The sequence below is a fragment of the Parageobacillus caldoxylosilyticus genome (assembly GCF_019272935.1).
In the GTDB taxonomy this organism is placed as follows: Bacteria; Bacillota; Bacilli; order Bacillales; family Anoxybacillaceae; genus Saccharococcus; species Saccharococcus caldoxylosilyticus.
On the sequence record NZ_CP040553.1, the window covers coordinates 2,754,470 to 2,774,700 of the forward strand.

Sequence of the window (20,231 nt, forward strand, 5' to 3'; positions counted from 1 at the left end):
GTGAGTGAATCGGGAGTGGATGATCATCATGGCGAAGCGAGATTATTATGAAATTCTCGGAGTCAGCAAAAATGCGACAAAAGAGGAGATTAAAAAAGCATATCGGAAGCTTTCGAAAAAGTATCATCCAGATGTGAATAAAGAGCCCGATGCGGCGGAAAAATTTAAAGAAATTAAAGAAGCCTACGAAGTGTTAAGCGATGACCAAAAGCGGGCCCATTACGATCAGTTTGGCCACGCCGATCCCAATCAAGGTTTCGGTGGCTTCCGCAGCGATGATTTTGATTTTGGCGGTTTTAGCGGCTTCGGCGGTTTTGAGGATATTTTCAACACCTTTTTTGGCGGCGGTCGCCGGCGTAATCCGAATGCTCCTAGAGCTGGAGCCGATTTGCAATATACGATGACATTGACATTTGAGGAAGCAGCATTTGGCAAAGAAACCGATATTGAAATTCCGCGCGAAGAAACATGCGACACTTGCCATGGCACCGGAGCAAAACCGGGTACAAAGCCGGAAACATGTCCGCATTGTCACGGGGCAGGACAAATCAGCACGGAGCAATACACCCCGTTTGGGCGCATCGTCAATCGCCGCACATGTCCATATTGCGGCGGAACAGGGAAATATATTAAGGAAAAATGTACGACATGCGGCGGCACCGGCCGCGTAAAACGACGGAAAAAAATCCATGTGAAAATCCCGGCCGGAATTGATGACGGACAACAATTGCGCGTTGCCGGCCAAGGAGAGCCGGGGATTAACGGAGGACCGCCGGGAGATTTATATATTATCTTTCATGTGGAACCGCATGAATTTTTTGAACGCGACGGCGATGATATTTATTGCGAAGTGCCGCTTACATTTGCACAGGCAGCGCTTGGGGATGAGATCGAAGTCCCGACTCTGCATGGAAAAGTGAAGTTAAAAATCCCGGCAGGCACGCAAACAGGAACGAGATTCCGCTTAAAAGGAAAAGGAGTGCCAAATGTGCGCGGCTACGGCTATGGCGACCAGCATGTTATCGTCCGCGTTGTGACGCCGACGAAGCTGACAGAAAAGCAAAAGCAATTGCTGCGTGAATTTGACCAATTGGGTGGTGCCAGCATGCACCATGAACCACATGACCGCTTTTTTGATAAGGTAAAAAAAGCGTTTAAAGGAGAATCATGAATTTTATGAAATGGTCAGAAATCAGCATCCATACGACGCACGAGGCAGTCGAGGCGATTTCGAATATTTTGCACGAAGCAGGGGCAGGAGGGGTCGTGATCGAAGACCCGTATGATTTAATAAAAGAAAGAGAAGATTGGTTTGGGGAAGTATATGAGCTGAATCCGGACGATTATCCGGAAGAAGGCGTCATTATTAAAGCGTACTTGCCGGTCAACAGCTTTCTCGGAGAAACGGTGGAAGAAATTAAACAGGCGATTAACAATTTATTATTGTACGATATTGATATTGGAAAAAATAAGATTACCATCAGCGAAGTAAATGAAGAGGAATGGGCAACCGCCTGGAAAAAATATTATAATCCTGTGAAAATATCAGAAAAATTTACGATTGTTCCGACGTGGGAAGTTTATGAGCCAGTGTCGAGCGACGAATTGATTATTGAATTGGACCCGGGCATGGCGTTTGGCACAGGAACCCACCCGACGACAGTCATGTGTATTCAGGCACTGGAGAAATATGTAAAGCCTGGGGATAAGGTCATTGATGTCGGCACTGGTTCCGGCATTTTAAGCATTGCCGCAGCAATGCTAGGCGCCAAATCCGTCCGCGCTCTTGACTTGGATCCAGTGGCCGTCGATAGTGCAAGGTTGAATGTCAAGCTAAATAAGGTGCAGCATATCGTGACTGTTTCGCAAAACAATCTGCTTGACCACATCGATGAACGGGCAAACATTATTGTTGCCAATATTTTGGCGGAAATTATTTTGCGCTTTGTTGATGACGCGTATCGCCTTCTTGAAAAAGACGGATATTTTATTACGTCTGGAATTATTCAGGCGAAGAAGCAGGAAGTAAAAGATGGTTTAACAGCGGCAGGATTTGTCATTGAGGAAACGTTAGTAATGGAAGATTGGGTGGCATTTATCGCCAAAAAATGATGAAAAGAAGGGATTGCGTTGCAGCGATATTTTGTTCCCGACAATCAACAGGCGAATGACCGGATTGCCATTGGCGGCGATGACTACCACCATATTGTCCGCGTGATGCGCATGGGAAAGGGAAGCAAATTGATTTGCGTCCTTTCGAACGGCAAAACGGCTCGGTGCGAAATTGAACAAATTACCAGTGAGAATGTAATAGCTCGTGTTGTAGAATGGATAGAAGAACAAACGGAACTGCCTATTCGCGTCTATATTGCCCATGGACTGCCGAAAGGAGATAAGCTGGAGCTTGTGATTCAGAAAGGAACGGAGCTCGGCGCTTTCGCTTTCCTTCCTTTTTTGGCGGCTCGTTCTGTTGTCAAGTGGGACGCAAAAAAGGCGGATAAAAAAATAGATCGATGGAAAAAAATCGCAAAAGAGGCGGCAGAGCAAGCTCATCGCAGCCAAATTCCCGATATACACGCTCCGCTAACGATCCATGAGCTGATCGAGTTTGCGAAAACGATGGATTGCCGAATGGTTGCCTATGAAGAAGAGGCGAAGCGCGGCAATCATCAAACGCTTGCTGCTATTTTTCAACAAATGAAGCGAGGCCAGTCTCTCCTTGCCGTGTTTGGACCAGAAGGAGGCTTTTCCGATGAAGAAGTTGACCTCCTGAGGCAGCATGGCTTTTTTTCCTGCAGCCTCGGCCCGCGGATTTTGCGGACCGAAACGGCGCCGCTTTATTTGTTAGCGGCTGCTTCGTACCAATTTGAACTACAGTGAGGTGAAAGCAAATGCCAACCGTTGCATTTCATACGCTTGGATGTAAAGTCAACCATTATGAAACGGAAGCGATTTGGCAATTGTTTAAAAAGGCAGGCTATGAACGGAAAGATTTTGAAAGCCGTGCTGACGTGTATGTCATCAATACTTGCACGGTAACGAACACAGGCGATAAAAAAAGCCGCCAAGTCATTCGCCGCGCCATTCGCCGGAATCCGGATGCGGTTGTGTGCGTGACGGGGTGCTACGCGCAAACGTCTCCGGCGGAAGTAATGGCGATTCCGGGGGTGGATATCGTCATCGGCACACAAGACCGCGGAAAAATTTTAGAATATGTGGAACAGTTTCAGCGTGAACGCCAGCCGATTAATGCCGTTCACAACATTATGAAAACACGCGTGTTCGAAGAAATGGACGTTCCGGAGTTTAGCGACCGGACGCGTGCCTCTTTAAAAATTCAAGAAGGATGCAATAACTTTTGCACCTTTTGTATCATTCCATGGGCGCGCGGATTAATGCGTTCCCGCGATCCGAAAGAAATCATCCGCCAGGCGCAGCAGCTAGTTAACGCCGGCTATAAAGAGATTGTTTTAACGGGCATCCATACAGGCGGTTATGGAACGGATATGAAAGACTATAACTTTGCGGCGTTGCTCCGCGATTTGGACGAGCAAGTTGTCGGTCTGAAACGGCTCCGCATCTCATCGATTGAAGCGAGCCAAATTACCGATGAAGTGATCGAAGTGCTGCGGCGTTCCGATAAGATCGTGCGCCATTTGCATATTCCGCTTCAATCGGGCTCCAATACCGTATTAAAACGGATGCGCCGCAAATATACAACCGAATTTTTTGCCGAGCGGCTAGCACGTTTGCGTGAAGTGTTCCCTGAACTGGCGATTACGTCAGACGTGATCGTCGGATTCCCAGGCGAAACGGAAGAAGAGTTTATGGAAACGTACAACTTTGTGCGCGAACAGCGCTTTTCCGAACTCCACGTTTTCCCGTATTCCAAACGGACAGGCACGCCGGCCGCGCGCATGCCAAATCAAGTGGATGAGGATGTGAAACACGATCGCGTCCGCCGTTTAATTGCGCTGTCTGATCAGCTGGCGAAAGAATATGCTTCGCAATTTGAAGGACAAGTGCTGGAAGTAATTCCGGAAGAACGGGACAAAGAAAATCCGGAAAGCGGTCTGTATATCGGCTACACCGATAACTATTTAAAAGTAAAATTCCCTGCTACTGAAGAAATGGTCGGTGAAATCGTTAAAGTAAAAATTAAAAAAGCCGGATATCCGTATAATGAAGGCGAATTTGTCCGCGTCGTGACGGACGACATCCCGCAATCCGTCAAATTAAGCTCATAACCCAGCTAGTACAGAGCTGGGTTTTTGTTTACTATAAAAATATGCTGTAGACTAGTTTTTTTTTGTTCAAAATGGTATGATGATAGAGGTCAGACCTCTATACATGAAAGGAGATTGATGAAGTTGGAAACAAATATTGCCAAAATGATTGACCATACCTTGTTGAAAGCGGATACAACAAAAAACGATATTGTAAAGCTGTGTGAAGAAGCAAAACGGTATGGATTTGCTTCCGTCTGCGTCAATCCGACATGGGTGGCAACCGCCGCCGAACTGTTAAAAGGCACGGATGTGAAAGTATGTACGGTAATCGGCTTTCCGCTCGGAGCCAATACGCCGGAAACAAAGGCGTTCGAAACGAAAAACGCGATTGAAAACGGGGCGGCGGAAGTCGATATGGTGATCAATATCGGCGCGCTGAAAGATGGAAACGATGAGCTTGTGGAACGCGATATTCGCGCCGTTGTCGAAGCGGCGAAGGGAAAAGCGCTTGTCAAAGTAATTATTGAAACATGTCTGCTTTCAGAAGAAGAAAAAGTGCGTGCTTGCCAGCTTGCGGTGAAAGCAGGCGCGGATTATGTCAAAACGTCGACCGGATTTTCTACCGGCGGTGCGACAGTCGAAGATGTGGCATTAATGCGCAAAACGGTCGGCCCGTCCATCGGGGTGAAAGCTTCCGGCGGCGTCCGTGACATACAAAGTGCAAACGCCATGATACAAGCAGGGGCGACGCGCATCGGCACAAGTTCGGGCGTAGCGATTATCGAAGGGAAAACAGCCCGCTCTGATTATTAAAAACGCCGGCCGTGGAAAAATAATATAGCCGCTTCGATCCAGCGGACAAATGGCAGCGCCGCCAACGAACAAATAACGTTAAACAGGACACTGACATGAGCCAGCTGCACATCCGGGGAATTGCTTAGCTTGCCAGCAACGAAAGCGAGCGGGTCAATAAAAAAATAAAAGATGATCACGCCGATGACATTAAACCATAAATGAGTATACGCCGTTAATTTTGCTTCATATGCGGAACCGATGCTGGCAAGGAGGCCGGTTATACATGTGCCGATATTCGCGCCAAGCAAAATGGCGATGCCGGCTGGCAATGTTAATAGATGTTCATTCAAAAACCCCATGGCGATGCCGATCATTGCCGCACTCGAATGAATAATGGCTGTAAAAATAATGCCGATCATGATTCCGGCAAGCGGGGAATTGTTCGTTTTTTTCAGCCACTCGTCAATGATCGGATAAGCGGCCAACGGTTTTGACAATTGGCTAAACCCGTTCATGGCAAAAAATAAAGAAGCGAGCCCGACCATAATCATTCCGATGCTATAGGCAGGACGGTAACGCCCAAAAAAGACGAGAATCGCGCCAACGAAAAGCAATGGAATGACGTTGTCGCCAACATGGAGTGTCATGATTTCTGTCGTGATGGTAGAGCCGATATTGCTTCCTAAAATAATGCCGATCGATTGCCGGAATGTAAGATAGCCGGTGGAGACGAGCCCAACTGTAATTACCATGACGGCAGAGCTGCTTTGCATAAGGGCAGTCGTCACCGTTCCGGTGAGAAATCCTTGCCATGGGGTGCCTGTAAAGCGTAATAGCCAGTGTTTTAGACGGTGTCCAGATAAAGTGTAAAATCCTGCTTTCATCATAAACATGCCAAGAAGAAAAATGCCAGTATAAACCGAAAACCAGATGAGCAATTGCACCACTTGTCCTTCCCCCTTTCATCCTATTTGTATGGGCAAGGAAGGTGAACAATGACAGTTTTTTTATTGACCTTTGGCGCAAGCATGTATTATAATTGACAAGTACACGCATAGTAACAAAATGTAATGGTTGTTGCTCGGAGGGAGGGAAGCAGGATGTCAAAAACCATCGTTCGAAAAAACGAATCTATTGACGACGCTCTTCGTCGCTTCAAACGTGCCGTTTCCAAAACGGGTACACTGCAAGAAGTAAGAAAGCGCGAATTTTATGAAAAGCCAAGCGTCAGACGGAAGAAAAAATCTGAAGCGGCTAGAAAGCGCAAGCATTAAAAGAGGGTGTATATATGAGTCTTCTCGATCGTTTAAATGACGACATGAAGCAGGCGATGAAAAGCAGAGAAAAAGAAAAACTCTCCGTTCTTCGCATGTTGAAAGCGGCGTTGCAAAACGAAGCGATTAAACTAGGGAAAAGCGAATTATCGGAAGACGAAGAGCTAACCGTTCTTTCTCGAGAATTAAAGCAGCGTAAAGACTCCCTCCAGGAATTCGAAAACGCAGGCCGTGCTGACCTTGTCGAAAAAACAAAGGTAGAATTGGAAATTGTTCAATCATATATGCCAAAACCACTCACAGAGGAAGAGCTCTTGGAAATTGTCAAACAGACGATTGCCGAAGTAGGAGCTTCCTCGAAAGCGGATATGGGGAAAGTGATGGGAGCGATCATGCCGAAAGTAAAAGGAAAAGCGGATGGCTCTCTCGTCAATAAACTTGTCCAACAACAACTTTCACAATCACGATGAACAGGGTGCTCCGTGTAGACGGGCGCCCTTTGTTTTTGCAAAACAGGTGCTATAACCCCTTTTCTTCTCATACATATGAGATGAAAGGGGGTTCTTTTTTATGGTGAAAAAGTGGCGCCAGAAGATGAAAAGATGGATTACCGATAAACTGGAGCTTCCCGCTGACATTGTGATGGACCTTCCCCGCATTACGATGGTTGGGCAAATACATATTTATATTGAAAATCACCGAGGGCTGTTGACGTTTAGCGATAAAGAACTGCGCCTTCTTTTGAAGCAAGGGCAGCTGCTTGTTCGCGGCGAAAAGTTTGTCATCAAAACGATTTTGCCAGAAGAAATTTTGTTGGAAGGGAAAATCAACCAAGTGATTTATATAGATGAATAACCATTCACGGGAGGAAATACGATGAAAAATCAATGGATGAACATACTGATTGGCAGCGTAAGGGTGAAAGCACAAGGAAAAGGTGTGGAACGTTTGCTGAACGCGTGTGTGCGCAACGATATTGTCATTTGGAATGTGAAAAAGCATAGCGACCATATTGTGACGTTTTTTATTAAGTTAAGCGATGTGAAGCGGTTGCGCATCGTCGCCCGCAGAAGCGAGTGCAAGCTTTATTTTGTCGGAAAAACAGGGTTTCCTTTTTTCTGCAAAAAAGCGTTGTCGAACACCGGGTTTTTGCTCGGAATATGTTTATTTTTCGTTATTGTTTTTTTACTTTCCAACATGATATGGGGGATTGAAATCAAAGGGGCAAAGCCGGAGACGGAATACCGGATTTGGAAAGAATTAAAAAGAATGGGGATAGAAAAAGGAGCGTTTCAATTTCTCGTTGATGATCCGGAAACGATTCAAAAGAAATTGACAGATCGCATCGATGCGATTACATGGGTTGGTGTAGAATGGGAAGGGACAACGCTTTATTTTCGGGTGGTGGAAAAAGAACAGCCTGAAGAGCCGAAAAAAATAGGGGCGCAGCATTTAGTGGCGAAAAAGAAGGCGATTATTACTGATATGTTTGTTGAAGAAGGACAGCCGCTTGTTTCCGTTCATGACCATGTTACAAAGGGGCAGCTGCTCGTGTCTGGAATTATCGGGAAAGAAGGGCAAACAAAATTAGTGCCGGCAAGGGGAAAAATTTTTGGCGAAACATGGTACAAGTCTACCGTTGTCCTGCCGCTTGATGCCACTTTTCGCGTCTTGACAGGAAAATATATGGAAAAACATTATATAAAAATAGGAAATATTTCTCTTCCAGTTTGGGGATGGGAAAAGCCGAAGTTTACCAATTATGAAATCAATGTACAAAAAAGGCCGTTTCGTTTTTGGAAATGGGACTTGCCCTTATATTATGAGCGCGTCATTTTCCGGGAAACAGAAGAAGTAAAGCGGAGTTATACGTGGGAAGAAGCGTTTGCAAAGGCAAAGGAACTTGCCCGCGAGGAATTAAAAGATAAACTGCCTGATGATGCTTCCATAAAAGGCGAAAAAGTTTTGCATCAGACGAAAGAGAATGGTAAAGTAGTGGTAGAATTGCATTATCAAGTGATTGAAAATATCGCAATACCACAACCTATCGTTCAAGGAGATTGAGAATGTTAGAGGAGTTTGTAACGATCAGTCAGCAATTAGAAAACGCAAACGAAGCCATTGCCTTGTTCGGCATTCATGATGCCCATCTCAAACGATTGGAAGAGGAATTGGGGGTTTCCATTGTAACAAGAGGGGAAACAGTGAGTGTTTCCGGTACCCCCGAGCAAGTACAGCTTGTGGATGACTTGCTGCGCCACTTATTGATCATCATCCGCAAGGGAATTACGATTAGCGAGCGGGACGTGATGTATGCGATACAGTTAGCGAAAAAGGGAGCACTCGACTATTTGGTCAGTTTATATGAGGAAGAAATAACGAAAAATGCAAAAGGAAAACCGATTCGTGTCAAAACGCTAGGACAGCGGCATTATGTAACCGCCATTAAGCAGCATGATCTGGTTTTCGGTATCGGTCCAGCTGGAACCGGGAAAACGTACTTGGCGGTAGTCATGGCTGTTCGGGCGCTAAAAAACGGCCAAGTGAAGCGCATTATTTTGACTCGTCCGGCGGTGGAGGCGGGAGAAAGTTTAGGGTTTTTACCGGGAGATTTAAAAGAAAAAGTAGATCCGTATTTACGCCCGCTTTACGATGCGCTGCACGATGTGTTGGGGGTAGACCATACGCAGCGCCTTATCGAGCGCGGAACGATCGAAATTGCTCCGCTCGCTTACATGCGCGGGAGAACGTTAGAAGATGCTTTTGTCATTTTAGATGAAGCGCAAAACACAACGCCGGCTCAGATGAAAATGTTTCTAACGAGGCTAGGATTTGGTTCAAAAATGGTCATTACCGGCGATATTTCACAAGTGGACTTGCCGAAGGGAGTCAAATCAGGCCTTGCCGTAGCTAAAGAAATATTGGCTACCATCAGCGGTGTTTCATTTGTTTTTCTCGAGCAATCAGATGTAGTGCGCCACCCGCTCGTGGCGAAAATTATTGAAGCGTATAATCAGGCAGGTTTATAGATAAAAAAAGACCCGTTTCCCGCAGGGTCTTTTCTTTAAAGTGAGGGGAAAACCGTTGGAAAGGATTCGCTTTTTTCTAAAGCATACGAGCCGTGTTCGTTTTGTCCGCTATCTTTTGTTTTTGTTTTTAGGGCTAATGCTGTTTTCCGTCCTTTACTGGCATGTAAAGCCGCGCCAATATGAGCTGCGCCTGTTTGACGTCGCGAAAGAAACAATCCGGTCGCCGATTACGATCGAAGATAAGGAGGCGACCGAACGGCTGAAAGAAGAAGCGGCCAATAAAGTGGCTGATATTTATACATTAAAAAAAGAGTATGCGGAAAACCGCGTCGATTTAATTTCGTCCTTATTTACAGCCATTGTGGACATACAGGAACAAGCAAAAAGGGAAAACGAAGTGGAGACGGACATGGTCGGCGCGCTGCAGGAGCGGCTGCCGCCGGAATGGTTTTCTTATTTGTCGGCCAACGAGTGGAAAGCGCTGCTTCATGCGGCTCCAGAAGATATAAAAACTGCGAAAGAAGCAGCGGTAACGGCCGTCCATTTGATTATGAGGGAACGAATTACGCAGGAGGAATTAGATAGGGCAAGAGAGAAAGCAGCAGATGAATTGAAGTATGCGATGCTTTCGCCGTCATTAAAAGAAATCGTTATAAAGCTTACAAAACAGGCTGTCATTCCAAACGTGGTTTATGACCGGGCGGCTACGGAAGAAAAGCGGAGACAGGTAATGGATGAGGTTAAGCCGGTAAAAATTTTGCAGGGACAAGTGATCGTAGAGGAAGGACAGTTTATTACGAATGAAATTTATCACCAGCTGCAGCTTGCCGGCTTATTGCAAAACGACCATTCTTTCCATCCGTTGATCGGCCTTTCCATGCTTGTGCTATTATTGCTTTCTCCGCTTGTTTATTACTTTGGACGCGAACGGACCAACACGGATTTATTTCTATTTACAACGATATTTACCATCACTATGCTGATAATGGAGCTTGTCCGCCTCTTGCCGCAAGGAGATACTGTTTCCACCGGCTATCTGGTGCCGATTGCTTTCGGCACCATGCTGGTGCGCATTTTGCTTGGGGAACGAATAGCGATCATGACGGCAATTCTTTGCGCTGTATGCGGAAGTTTGATGTTTAATGAGGAAATAGGCGCAAACGGCACGGTACAAGTTTCGTTAGCGATTTATTTGCTGACAAGCGGTTTGGCAGGCAGCTTCTTTTTGCATCAACAGCTGCGCAAGGCAAAAATTTGGCAGGCTGGATTATTTGTTGCTTTTATTAATATGGTATTGATACTGGCCATGATCTTGCTAAAAAACGGTCATTATTCGCTTTCGGAAATTGGAATGTTCCTGCTAATGGCGCTTGCTTCCGGCATTTTTTCCGCCATTTTGACGATCGGGCTATTGCCAATGTTGGAGGCGGCATTCGGGATTTTATCATCGATCAGACTAATTGAACTGTCTAACCCGAATCACCCGCTGCTTCGCAAAATTTTAATCGAAGCGCCGGGAACGTACCATCATAGCATTATGGTCGCCAATTTGGCCGAAGCTGCGTGCGAAGCGATTGGTGCGAACGGTCTGCTGGCGCGTGTCGCCTGCTATTACCATGACATCGGAAAAACGAAACGGCCGCGCTATTTTATCGAGAATCAAATCGGCGGGAATCCGCACGATCATTTATCGCCGCAGTTAAGCAAAAATATTATTCTTGCTCATGTAGCAGACGGAGTGGCAATATTAAAAAAACACCGCATGCCAAAGGAAATTATTGACATTGCCGAACAACATCACGGTACAACTTTGTTAAAATATTTTTATCATAAAGCTCTGGAACAAACGGGCTTTGTACTGGAGGAAGAATTCCGCTATCCGGGGCCGAAGCCGCAAACGAAGGAAGCGGCGATTGTTAGCATTGCGGATAGCGTGGAGGCGGCAGTGCGCTCGCTTTCTAGCCCGTCCCAGGAAAAAATCGAAAAAATTGTGCGCGCCATTATTGCTGACCGTTTGCAAGACAACCAATTGAACGAATGTGATATTACGTTAAAAGAATTAGAAATTGTCGCCCGTTCGTTTTGTGAGACGCTAAATGGTGTATTTCATTCGCGCATTGAATATCCAGAGATAAGAAAGGAAAAGGTGAAACACGCATGATTCTTCACATCGATTTTATCGACGAAACGAATGAAGTTACAGAAGAACAAATAACGATGATCGAGCGGTTGCTAAACCATGCGGCGGAAATTGAAGGCGTCCCTCAAGGGGCAGAAGTGAGCGTTTCCTTTGTCGACAATGAACGAATCCGCATCATCAACCGCGACTACCGTGGAAAAGACCAGCCAACCGATGTGATTTCCTTCGCGCTTGAGGAAAAAGGAGAAGGAGAGATTGAAATTATCGGCGCCGATATTCCGCCATTACTTGGCGACATTATTATTTCTATTCCAAAGGCAAAAGAACAGGCCGAAGAATACGGGCATTCGTTCATGCGCGAGCTCGGTTTTTTGGCGGTGCACGGCTTTTTGCATCTGTTAGGTTACGATCACCAAACGGAGGAAGAAGAGAAAACGATGTTTTCTAAGCAAGAAGAGATTTTAAAGCAATTCGGATTAAGGAGATAGCTATGAATTGGCAGAAGGAAAAAAAACGGTTTGCTTGCGCATGGGCAGGAATGAGGACCGCAATTAAAGAAGAGGAGCATCTGCGCGTTCATATCGCCCTAGCTGTTGTTGCCATTGCTGCTGCTGCTGTCGTTCGTATTTCTAAATGGGAATGGCTTATTCTTTTGCTGACCGTCGGGAGCGTGATTACGTTAGAGCTTATCAACACGGCGATCGAGCGTGTTGTCAATTTGGTGACAACCGACTTCCATCCGTTGGCAAAAGCGGCAAAAGATATTGCGGCGGCCGCTGTTTTGTTCGCCGCCATCGTTGCAGTGGCCATTGGAATCATCATCTTTCTGCCATATATGATAGATAAGTAGGAAAATTCTAATTTTTCTGTTACATTTTCATGACGAGAGATGAAATTTATAAAGATTTTTTGTAAAATAAAAGAAGAGGTACATTGCCTTCCAAGCCGAGAAAGGAAGAGAAACGTTGAAAAAGAATGAACTCATCGAAGAAGCAAAAAAAGCACGAGAATATGCCTACGTTCCGTATTCGAAATTTAAAGTTGGCGCCGCTTTATTAACCAAAGACGGAAAAGTGTACCGCGGCTGCAATATTGAAAACGCTGCTTACAGCATGTGCAATTGTGCGGAACGAACGGCGCTTTTTAAGGCGTATTCGGAAGGGGACACGGAATTTGCCGCCCTTGCGGTGATTGCCGATACACCCTGGCCGGTATCCCCTTGTGGCGCCTGTCGTCAAGTTATTTTCGAGCTATGTCCAAGCGATATGAAAGTAATATTGGCAAATTTAAACGGCGATATAATGGAACTAACAGTGGGAGAACTATTACCAAAAGCTTTTTCAGCGGAGGATATCCATGAATAAGGAAGGATATAAATCAGGATTCGTAGCAATTGTCGGTAGACCAAACGTTGGAAAATCTACGTTTTTAAACCGTGTCATTGGCCAAAAAATCGCTATTATGAGCGATAAGCCGCAAACGACGCGAAATAAAATTCAAGGTGTTTACACGACAGAAGATGCACAAATTATTTTTATTGATACGCCAGGAGTGCATAAGCCAAAACATAAGCTTGGCGACTTTATGATGAAGGTGGCGCTGAACGCGTTAAGGGAAGTCGATCTTATTTTGTTTATGGTTAACGTCGAAGAAGGATTTGGACGCGGCGATGCATTTATTATTGAACGGCTGAAAGAGGTAAACACTCCGGTGTTTCTAGTCATGAACAAAATTGATAAAGTCCATCCGGATGATTTGTTGCCGCTTATCGATCAATATAAAGATCTTTATCCATTTGCTGAAATCGTTCCGATTTCCGCATTGCAAGGAAATAATGTGGAAAATTTGATCGAGCAAATTAAAAAATATTTGCCGGAAGGTCCACAATATTATCCGCCTGACCAAATCACCGATCATCCGGAACAGTTTATTATCGCGGAGTTGATTCGTGAGAAAGCGCTTCACTTAACGCGTGAGGAAGTTCCGCATTCTATTGCTGTCGTGGTGGAAAGCATTGAGCGGCGCAAGGATAGTGACACCGTTTATGTCGGTGCCGTCATTATCGTAGAACGCGATTCGCAAAAAGGGATCATTATTGGAAAGCAAGGACGGATGCTAAAAGAAATTGGACAGCGGGCGCGCATGGATATTGAAGCCCTGCTTGGGTCAAAAGTATTTTTGGAGCTATGGGTCAAAGTGCAAAAGGATTGGCGCAATCGCCTTGCCCAGTTGCGCGATTTCGGATTCCGGGAAGAAGAGTATTAATTAGAAAATTTTATGTAACATAAACATTTCTGTTGGAGTCAACCTATTATTAGACGGAAAAACAAGCAATGCTGCAGGCGGAAAGAGGTGTGGTTCCATGCTTGAATTCACTTGGAAATTATTTAGCCAAACAGGCAATATCGACACATATCTTCTTTTTAAAGAGCTGGAAAGAGAGCAACAGCTTAGCGGCGATGAACAAGAAGCGGAACTGGAGGAAGTTGATCAGCCTATTTTTTAATGAGCGTTCGTAAATCGGTGGTGATACGATTGTTTGAAAAATGTGAAGCAGTGGTCATTCGTACCATTGATTATGGCGAAACAAATAAAATCGTTACTTTCTTCACGAGAGAATGGGGAAAGGTGGCTGCAATGGCACGGGGAGCGAAAAAGCCAAGCAGCCGCCTTTCTGCCGTTACACAACCGTTTACATACGGCCATTACTTAATCCGCAGAAGCCGTGGGGTTGGCGTGCTGCATCAGGGAGAAATCATCGATTCGATGCGCACCATCCGCGAGGATATTTTCACTGCAGCATATGCATCCTATATTGTAGAGCTGACAGATAAAATTACCGAGGAGCAAAAACGCAATCCATATTTATTTGAACTGCTTCTGCAGACATTACAATATATGAACGAAGGGCGAGATTTAGAGATTCTTACTTGTATTTATGAGGTAAAAATGTTATCGGTGATGGGGATTCCCCCGACATTAGATCGTTGTGCAATATGCAGTCGAACGGAGGGGAATTTTTCTTTTTCAGTGAAGGAAGCCGGTTTTCTTTGTCATCGCTGCGAGTCTGCCGATCCGCACCGCATTCCCCTTTCCGCAGCCGCTGTCCGACTGTTGCGCTTGTTTTATTACATCGATGTATCAAGGCTAGGAACTATTTCTGTAAAAGAAAAAACGAAGCGAGAACTCCGTACCGCCATTTCTTCCTATTATGATGAATATTCCGGATTATCGCTGAAAACGAAACGTTTTTTAAGTCAAATCGATGAATTAAAAGAGATAAGTTCATCTGGCCAAAACATGGGAAACCACAATAAAAACAACGAAAAAACAAGCGATCATTAGTTATCTTTCCAGATACAAAATTTTCTCCTTAGAAACGGAGTATAGTATAATAAATTATAGAACTTGCCTTTTATCAAAGGATCACGATGTTTTTCGACTGTCACGCTAATGCGTGACAGTCGAAAATCTATGACAAATTTTTTTATCATCAGAGGTCTAATCTTCAAGTTAAACTTATATAGCTTTTAAGCAAGGTGGTGAGCAACGATCGAACTGAATAAACGCCAAGAACAAATTTTGCAAATTGTGAAAGATCATGGCCCGATTACCGGCGAAAGCATTGCCGAGAAGTTGAATTTAACAAGGGCCACATTGCGTCCGGATTTGGCCATTTTAACAATGGCCGGCTATTTGGAAGCGCGGCCTCGGGTAGGCTATTTTTATACAGGAAAAACGGGATCGCAGCTGCTGGCTGATAAAATAAAAAAGATAAAGGTTGCTGATTACCAGTCAATTCCGGTGGTTGTCAATGAAAATGTAAGCGTATATGATGCGATTGTGACGATGTTTCTCGAAGATGTCGGCACCTTGTTTGTCGTTGACGATGAATCGCTGTTAGTCGGTGTACTATCACGGAAAGACTTGCTGCGTGCAAGCATCGGCAAACAGGAGTTAACGGCGATTCCAGTCAATATCATTATGACAAGAATGCCGAATATAGCGGTTTGCTATAAAGATGATCCGCTTATTGAAGTAGCAGAACGGCTGATCGAAAAGCAAATCGATGCCATGCCGGTAGTGCGGAAAACAGAGAAAGGGTACGAAGTCATTGGACGAATAACGAAAACCAATATGACAAAGGCGTTCGTTGCGCTAGCAAAAGACGATTTGTTGTAGGAGAAAAAGGAGGAGAAAGATGAATCAACGCCTTGTTTATGTTGTTTCCGATTCAGGAGGGGAAACAGCGGAACTTGTAGTGAAAGCGGCAGCAAGCCAGTTTTATAGCTCCCATATTCAGATCAAACGCGTACCGTATGTAGAAGATAAAACGACGCTGGCCGAAGTGGTGGCGCTAGCGAAAATGAATCAGGGAATTATCGCCTTTACTCTCGTCGTTCCGGAGATGCGCCAGTTTCTTCTTGAGGAAGCAGCGCGCGAAGGAGTGATAGCGTATGACATTATCGGGCCGCTGATTGAAAAAATGAGCGATCTGTTTCAATTGACGCCAAGGTATGAACCAGGACAAGTGCGTGTATTGGATGAGGATTATTTTAAGAAAATTGAAGCGATTGAATTTGCGGTCAAATATGATGACGGGCGCGACCCGCGGGGAATTTTGCGCGCTGACATCGTTTTAATCGGCGTATCGCGCACTTCGAAAACGCCGCTATCACAATATTTGGCCCATAAGCGGCTAAAAGTGGCCAACGTGCCGATCGTACCGGAAGTAGAGCCGCCGGAGCAGCTGTTTCAGGTGTCGAGCGAAAAATGTTTCGGTTTGAAAATTAGTCCGGAAAAGCTGCTTTCGATTCGCCGCGAGCGTCTAAAGTCGCTTGGATTAAATGACCAGGCTATTTATGCCAATATGGACCGCATTAAAGAAGAGCTTGCTTATTTCGATGAAATTGTCGCGAAAATCGGCTGCGATGTGATCGATGTGACAAATAAAGCAGTCGAAGAAACAGCAAGCATTATTATGAAGAAAAGAAAACTGTAGCACATTCACGTTCATGTGAATTGTGCTTTTATTTTTTGTAGCATATTTTCAATGTTTATATTATAATAAAAAATTGCGAGAAAAATGCACAATATAGGTTTAGAGCGTGTAAAAGACGAGTAAACTATTTATAGTTATTTGTCAAGGGTAAGTGTAAAATTTTTTTCGACAAAATTCGTTCATTATACGGGGGGAAAAAGAAGGATTTTTGAGAATGGTGTAGAATAATAGGAGGTGTAAATCTGGTTGCTTCATTAGCCTATTCTAGACAACGCGCGATGAACGGCGATAGCAGTCAGATATAGACAGTGGGACCGACGGTTTTTGTAGATGCGGATGCTTGCCCGATAAAAATTGAAATTTTCTCCCTTGCCGCGAAATATAATATACCAAGTGTGTTTATTTCGTCGTACAATCACTTTTCACCGTTGCAACAAATGAAGTGGGTATACGTTGATACAGAAAAGGAAGCGGTGGATTTGTACATTTTCAATCATGCGGCACGAGGGGATGTGGTGGTGACCCAGGATGTGGGATTGGCAAGCATGCTGGTGAGCCGCGGCGTGCATGTCATCTCTCCGCGCGGAAAGGTGTATAAAGAGGAAGAGATGGCAAATGCTCTTTACCATCGCTATTTTCATGCGAAACTGCGAAGGCAAGGAGTATATCCGAAAGGAATGAAACAATTTTCTGACCAGGATCGTCGCCGCTTTCGGCAAAATTTCGAAAAAATTTTGTCGAAACTTACAGGAAAATAGACATAGACCCGAGAATAATAAGATATGGAGCTGTTCATATGGGATACCGTATTCCCGAAGAAACGATTGAAGCGATTCGCCGTAGCATCGATATTGTCGATGTGATTAGCGATTACGTCCAGTTGAAAAAACAAGGACGTAACTATTTTGGGTTATGTCCGTTCCATGGGGAAAAGACCCCGTCGTTTTCGGTTTCTCCAGAGAAACAAATTTTTCATTGTTTCGGCTGCGGTGCTGGCGGAAATGTATTCTCGTTTTTAATGGACATAGAAGGTCTATCCTTTATTGAAGCGGTCCAGCGGCTGGCCGTAAAGGCAAACGTGGATTTGTCCGCTTTCAAGTTGGACGACGTTGATAAGCACCGTCGCACCGACGCAGGCGAAACAAAAATGATGATCGAAGCACATGCGCTTTTGAAAAAATTTTACCATCATTTGCTTGTCAATACAAAGGAAGGACAGGAAGCTTTTGATTATTTACAAACGCGTGGATGGACAAGGGAAATGATCGATCAGTTTGAAATCGGCTATGCGCCTGATTCACGCGATTTCGCTGTCAAACTTTTGCTAGGGCGCGGCTTTTCACCCAGCCTGATGGAAAAGGCAGGGTTGATCATTCGCAAAGAAAACGGCGACTATGTCGATCGTTTTCGCCACCGCATCATGTTTCCCATTCATAATCATCACGGAGATGCTGTCGGCTTTTCGGGCCGGCTGCTTGGGGAAGGTCAGCCGAAATACTTAAACAGCCCGGAAACACCGATTTTCCATAAAGGGAGCATTTTATACAATTTTCATCAAGCGCGCCTACATATTCGAAAGCATCAAGAAGCCGTTTTATTGGAAGGATTCGCTGATGTCATTTCTGCCGTACAGGCAGGAGTTGCCCATTCGGTGGCAACGATGGGCACAGCGTTGACGGAAGAGCATGCGCGCATCCTTCGGCGCAATGTCGATACAGTCATTATTTGCTATGATGGCGATGCTTCGGGAATAGAAGCGACATTCCGCGCCGCAAAGCTGTTGGCGGATGCAGGCTGCCATGTGAAAGTCGCCACAATTCCTGATGGTCTCGACCCGGATGAATATATAAAGAAATATGGTGCAGCGCGGTTTCAGCGTGATATTATTGACGCTAGCAGCTCGCTGATGACGTTTAAAATGATGTATTTCCGCAGGGGAAAAAACTTGCAGAACGAGAATGATAAAATCCGTTATATTGAGGAAGTGCTTCGCGAAATCAGCAAGCTGCCGAATCCGATTGAGTGGGATTACTATTTACGGCAGTTGGCCGAGGAGTTTTCCCTTTCACTGTCCGCCTTGCAGGAGCAGTTAAACCGCTATAAAGGCACAGTCAAGCATTCTGATCATATAGACCGGGAAGCAGCACCAAAACCGCTGCTGCAAAAAAAGCTTCTCCCTGCATTTCAAAACGCGGAGCGAATGCTGCTTGCCCATATGCTGCAAAACCGCGATGTAGCGATGGTTGTTCAGGAAAAGATCGCGGGCAGATTCAATCTCGAAGAGCACCGAGCGATTGCCGCTTATATTTATGCTTTTTACGAAGAAGGAAATGAACCGAATGTCAGCTTGCTGATTTCGCGTCTTCCTGATGATTTGAAGCCGCTGGCAACCGAGCTGTCGCTATTATTGATCACGGATGAAATTTCCGATCAGGAACTGAATGATTATATAAGACATGTGTTGAATTATCCAAAATGGTTAATGCTAAAAGAAAAAGAACAAGAAAAGACGGAAGCAGAGCGAAAAAAGGATTTTTTAACTGCTGCGCGCATTGCCAAAGAAATTATTGATATGAAAAAGATGTTATCTTCTTCATAACATGGTGGTATAAGTTTTAAAAGGAGGTAGTGAAATGGCTGAAAAACCAGCCCGTTCTAAACAAGCCGATGCGGATGCAACTCTTGAGCAAGTAAAAGAACAGCTAACAGAGCTCGGCAAAAAGCGCGGTATTTTAACATATGAAGAAATCGCTGAGCGCTTGTCTGGCTTTGATCTAGATTCTGATCAGATGGATGAATATTACGAATATCTGGCTGATCAAGGAATCGAGGTCATTAGCGAATCTGATTTAGAAGCAGATCCTGATATCGATGACTTAGCAAAAGAAGAAGAAGAATTTGATTTAAATGATTTATCCGTTCCTCCTGGCGTTAAAATTAACGACCCTGTACGCATGTATTTAAAAGAAATTGGCCGCGTTCCGCTTTTGTCTGCCGAAGAAGAGATCGAGCTGGCAAAACGGATTGAACAAGGCGACGAGGAAGCAAAGCGCCGCTTGACAGAAGCTAACCTGCGCCTTGTTGTCAGCATCGCCAAACGTTACGTTGGCCGCGGGATGCTGTTTCTCGATTTAATCCAAGAAGGAAACATGGGGCTAATTAAAGCCGTCGAAAAATTTGATTATCGTAAAGGATATAAATTCAGCACTTATGCAACATGGTGGATTCGCCAAGCGATTACGCGCGCCATTGCCGATCAGGCACGGACGATCCGCATCCCGGTGCATATGGTTGAAACGATTAACAAACTGATCCGCGTGCAGCGGCAATTGCTTCAAGATCTTGGTCGTGAACCAACTCCGGAAGAAATTGCTGAGGAAATGGATTTGACTCCGGAAAAAGTACGCGAAATTTTAAAAATTGCCCAAGAACCGGTGTCTCTCGAAACACCGATTGGCGAAGAAGACGATTCGCATTTAGGCGATTTCATTGAGGATCAGGAAGCAACATCTCCATCCGAGCACGCGGCGTATGAGCTGCTAAAAGAACAGCTCGAAGACGTGTTAGATACGCTTACTGACCGCGAGGAGAACGTTTTGCGCTTGCGTTTTGGGCTAGATGACGGCCGAACACGGACTCTGGAAGAAGTTGGAAAAGTATTTGGCGTCACCCGCGAACGCATTCGGCAAATTGAAGCAAAAGCGCTCCGCAAGTTGCGTCATCCAAGCCGCAGCAAACGGCTGAAAGACTTTTTAGAGTAAT

23 protein-coding genes are annotated in these 20,231 nt (G+C 45.0%); 22 read left to right on the forward strand and 1 reads right to left on the reverse strand.

What is annotated here, in order from left to right:
• The first annotated feature begins 28 nt into the window (after window positions 1-28).
• From dnaJ to deoC, 5 genes are all read left to right on the forward strand, one after another.
• On the forward strand, window positions 29-1,171 hold the full coding sequence (dnaJ, locus tag BV455_RS13995; protein ID WP_218687283.1) for a molecular chaperone DnaJ: 1,143 nt from the start codon (window positions 29-31) through the stop codon (window positions 1,169-1,171).
• Window positions 1,172-1,176: 5 nt separating this feature from the next.
• Window positions 1,177-2,112, forward strand: coding sequence for a 50S ribosomal protein L11 methyltransferase (prmA, locus tag BV455_RS14000; protein ID WP_061579703.1), 936 nt, complete (start codon window positions 1,177-1,179; stop codon window positions 2,110-2,112).
• A gap of 18 nt (window positions 2,113-2,130) precedes the next feature.
• The gene (locus BV455_RS14005) at window positions 2,131-2,880 is read left to right on the forward strand and encodes a 16S rRNA (uracil(1498)-N(3))-methyltransferase (RefSeq protein ID WP_017435626.1); all 750 of its coding nucleotides are present in this window, start codon (window positions 2,131-2,133) and stop codon (window positions 2,878-2,880) included.
• A gap of 11 nt (window positions 2,881-2,891) precedes the next feature.
• Window positions 2,892-4,247 (forward strand): tRNA (N(6)-L-threonylcarbamoyladenosine(37)-C(2))-methylthiotransferase MtaB, encoded by a 1,356-nt coding sequence (gene mtaB / locus BV455_RS14010; protein ID WP_042406301.1) that lies wholly within the window; start codon window positions 2,892-2,894, stop codon window positions 4,245-4,247.
• Between the two features lie 123 nt (window positions 4,248-4,370).
• Window positions 4,371-5,042, forward strand: coding sequence for a deoxyribose-phosphate aldolase (gene deoC, locus BV455_RS14015; protein WP_017435628.1), 672 nt, complete (start codon window positions 4,371-4,373; stop codon window positions 5,040-5,042).
• Here the strand turns inward: deoC and BV455_RS14020 are convergent.
• Window positions 5,039-5,971 (reverse strand): Na/Pi symporter, encoded by a 933-nt coding sequence (locus tag BV455_RS14020; protein WP_042406296.1) that lies wholly within the window; start codon window positions 5,969-5,971, stop codon window positions 5,039-5,041. The two genes, deoC and BV455_RS14020, sit on opposite strands and share 4 nt — an antisense overlap.
• A gap of 153 nt (window positions 5,972-6,124) precedes the next feature.
• Here BV455_RS14020 and rpsU point away from each other — a divergent pair, with 153 nt between their 5' ends.
• From rpsU to rpoD, 17 genes are all read left to right on the forward strand, one after another.
• Complete coding sequence (gene rpsU / locus BV455_RS14025; protein WP_008879912.1) at window positions 6,125-6,298, forward strand: 30S ribosomal protein S21; 174 nt, start codon at window positions 6,125-6,127, stop codon at window positions 6,296-6,298.
• Between the two features lie 14 nt (window positions 6,299-6,312).
• Window positions 6,313-6,768, forward strand: a complete 456-nt coding sequence (locus BV455_RS14030) for a GatB/YqeY domain-containing protein (RefSeq protein ID WP_042406293.1) — start codon at window positions 6,313-6,315, stop codon at window positions 6,766-6,768.
• 100 nt (window positions 6,769-6,868) lie between these two features.
• Window positions 6,869-7,153, forward strand: coding sequence for a sporulation protein YqfC (gene yqfC / locus BV455_RS14035; RefSeq protein WP_017435631.1), 285 nt, complete (start codon window positions 6,869-6,871; stop codon window positions 7,151-7,153).
• A gap of 21 nt (window positions 7,154-7,174) precedes the next feature.
• A complete protein-coding gene (gene yqfD, locus BV455_RS14040) occupies window positions 7,175-8,362 on the forward strand; it encodes a sporulation protein YqfD (RefSeq protein ID WP_061579649.1) in 1,188 nt (395 codons plus the stop codon).
• A 2-nt stretch (window positions 8,363-8,364) separates the two neighbouring features.
• Window positions 8,365-9,327, forward strand: a complete 963-nt coding sequence (locus BV455_RS14045; protein WP_017435633.1) for a PhoH family protein — start codon at window positions 8,365-8,367, stop codon at window positions 9,325-9,327.
• Between the two features lie 55 nt (window positions 9,328-9,382).
• Complete coding sequence (locus BV455_RS14050) at window positions 9,383-11,488, forward strand: HD family phosphohydrolase (protein WP_061579650.1); 2,106 nt, start codon at window positions 9,383-9,385, stop codon at window positions 11,486-11,488.
• Entirely contained in the window at window positions 11,485-11,955 is a 471-nt protein-coding gene (gene ybeY, locus BV455_RS14055; RefSeq protein WP_017435635.1) for an rRNA maturation RNase YbeY, read from the forward strand. Before BV455_RS14050 ends, ybeY begins: the two co-directional genes overlap by 4 nt.
• Window positions 11,956-11,957: 2 nt before the next feature.
• Complete coding sequence (locus BV455_RS14060; RefSeq protein WP_017435636.1) at window positions 11,958-12,317, forward strand: diacylglycerol kinase family protein; 360 nt, start codon at window positions 11,958-11,960, stop codon at window positions 12,315-12,317.
• Between the two features lie 115 nt (window positions 12,318-12,432).
• A complete protein-coding gene (locus tag BV455_RS14065) occupies window positions 12,433-12,831 on the forward strand; it encodes a cytidine deaminase (RefSeq protein ID WP_017435637.1) in 399 nt (132 codons plus the stop codon).
• Window positions 12,824-13,732, forward strand: coding sequence for a GTPase Era (gene era / locus BV455_RS14070; RefSeq protein ID WP_017435638.1), 909 nt, complete (start codon window positions 12,824-12,826; stop codon window positions 13,730-13,732). The genes BV455_RS14065 and era overlap by 8 nt, the downstream gene beginning before the upstream one ends.
• Window positions 13,733-13,829: 97 nt before the next feature.
• Window positions 13,830-13,973 carry a YqzL family protein gene (locus BV455_RS14075; RefSeq protein WP_017435639.1) on the forward strand — a complete coding sequence of 48 codons (144 nt, stop codon included), beginning with the start codon at window positions 13,830-13,832 and terminating at the stop codon, window positions 13,971-13,973.
• Window positions 13,974-14,002: 29 nt separating this feature from the next.
• The gene (recO, locus tag BV455_RS14080; protein ID WP_017435640.1) at window positions 14,003-14,812 is read left to right on the forward strand and encodes a DNA repair protein RecO; all 810 of its coding nucleotides are present in this window, start codon (window positions 14,003-14,005) and stop codon (window positions 14,810-14,812) included.
• A gap of 237 nt (window positions 14,813-15,049) precedes the next feature.
• Window positions 15,050-15,649 (forward strand): transcriptional regulator CcpN, encoded by a 600-nt coding sequence (locus tag BV455_RS14085; protein ID WP_042406275.1) that lies wholly within the window; start codon window positions 15,050-15,052, stop codon window positions 15,647-15,649.
• A gap of 19 nt (window positions 15,650-15,668) precedes the next feature.
• Window positions 15,669-16,469 carry a pyruvate, water dikinase regulatory protein gene (locus tag BV455_RS14090; RefSeq protein WP_042406273.1) on the forward strand — a complete coding sequence of 267 codons (801 nt, stop codon included), beginning with the start codon at window positions 15,669-15,671 and terminating at the stop codon, window positions 16,467-16,469.
• A 308-nt stretch (window positions 16,470-16,777) separates the two neighbouring features.
• The gene (locus BV455_RS14095; protein ID WP_042406269.1) at window positions 16,778-17,227 is read left to right on the forward strand and encodes a YaiI/YqxD family protein; all 450 of its coding nucleotides are present in this window, start codon (window positions 16,778-16,780) and stop codon (window positions 17,225-17,227) included.
• A 38-nt stretch (window positions 17,228-17,265) separates the two neighbouring features.
• Window positions 17,266-19,068 carry a DNA primase gene (gene dnaG, locus BV455_RS14100; protein ID WP_042406265.1) on the forward strand — a complete coding sequence of 601 codons (1,803 nt, stop codon included), beginning with the start codon at window positions 17,266-17,268 and terminating at the stop codon, window positions 19,066-19,068.
• 34 nt (window positions 19,069-19,102) lie between these two features.
• Window positions 19,103-20,230 carry an RNA polymerase sigma factor RpoD gene (gene rpoD, locus BV455_RS14105; RefSeq protein ID WP_017435645.1) on the forward strand — a complete coding sequence of 376 codons (1,128 nt, stop codon included), beginning with the start codon at window positions 19,103-19,105 and terminating at the stop codon, window positions 20,228-20,230.
• Window position 20,231 lies beyond the last annotated feature (1 nt).

Excerpts from the sequence above, each read along its gene's own strand:
- dnaJ (WP_218687283.1), top strand. The coding sequence starts at position 29 with ATGGCGAAGCGAGATTATTATGAAATTCTCGGAGTCAGCAAAAATGCG.
- prmA (WP_061579703.1), top strand. The coding sequence starts at position 1,177 with ATGAAATGGTCAGAAATCAGCATCCATACGACGCACGAGGCAGTCGAG.
- mtaB (WP_042406301.1), top strand. The coding sequence starts at position 2,892 with ATGCCAACCGTTGCATTTCATACGCTTGGATGTAAAGTCAACCATTAT.
- rpsU (WP_008879912.1), top strand. The coding sequence starts at position 6,125 with ATGTCAAAAACCATCGTTCGAAAAAACGAATCTATTGACGACGCTCTT.
- BV455_RS14030 (WP_042406293.1), top strand. The coding sequence starts at position 6,313 with ATGAGTCTTCTCGATCGTTTAAATGACGACATGAAGCAGGCGATGAAA.
- yqfC (WP_017435631.1), top strand. The coding sequence starts at position 6,869 with ATGGTGAAAAAGTGGCGCCAGAAGATGAAAAGATGGATTACCGATAAA.
- yqfD (WP_061579649.1), top strand. The coding sequence starts at position 7,175 with ATGAAAAATCAATGGATGAACATACTGATTGGCAGCGTAAGGGTGAAA.
- BV455_RS14045 (WP_017435633.1), top strand. The coding sequence starts at position 8,365 with ATGTTAGAGGAGTTTGTAACGATCAGTCAGCAATTAGAAAACGCAAAC.
- ybeY (WP_017435635.1), top strand. The coding sequence starts at position 11,485 with ATGATTCTTCACATCGATTTTATCGACGAAACGAATGAAGTTACAGAA.
- BV455_RS14060 (WP_017435636.1), top strand. The coding sequence starts at position 11,958 with ATGAATTGGCAGAAGGAAAAAAAACGGTTTGCTTGCGCATGGGCAGGA.
- era (WP_017435638.1), top strand. The coding sequence starts at position 12,824 with ATGAATAAGGAAGGATATAAATCAGGATTCGTAGCAATTGTCGGTAGA.
- BV455_RS14075 (WP_017435639.1), top strand. The coding sequence starts at position 13,830 with ATGCTTGAATTCACTTGGAAATTATTTAGCCAAACAGGCAATATCGAC.
- BV455_RS14090 (WP_042406273.1), top strand. The coding sequence starts at position 15,669 with ATGAATCAACGCCTTGTTTATGTTGTTTCCGATTCAGGAGGGGAAACA.
- dnaG (WP_042406265.1), top strand. The coding sequence starts at position 17,266 with ATGGGATACCGTATTCCCGAAGAAACGATTGAAGCGATTCGCCGTAGC.
- rpoD (WP_017435645.1), top strand. The coding sequence starts at position 19,103 with ATGGCTGAAAAACCAGCCCGTTCTAAACAAGCCGATGCGGATGCAACT.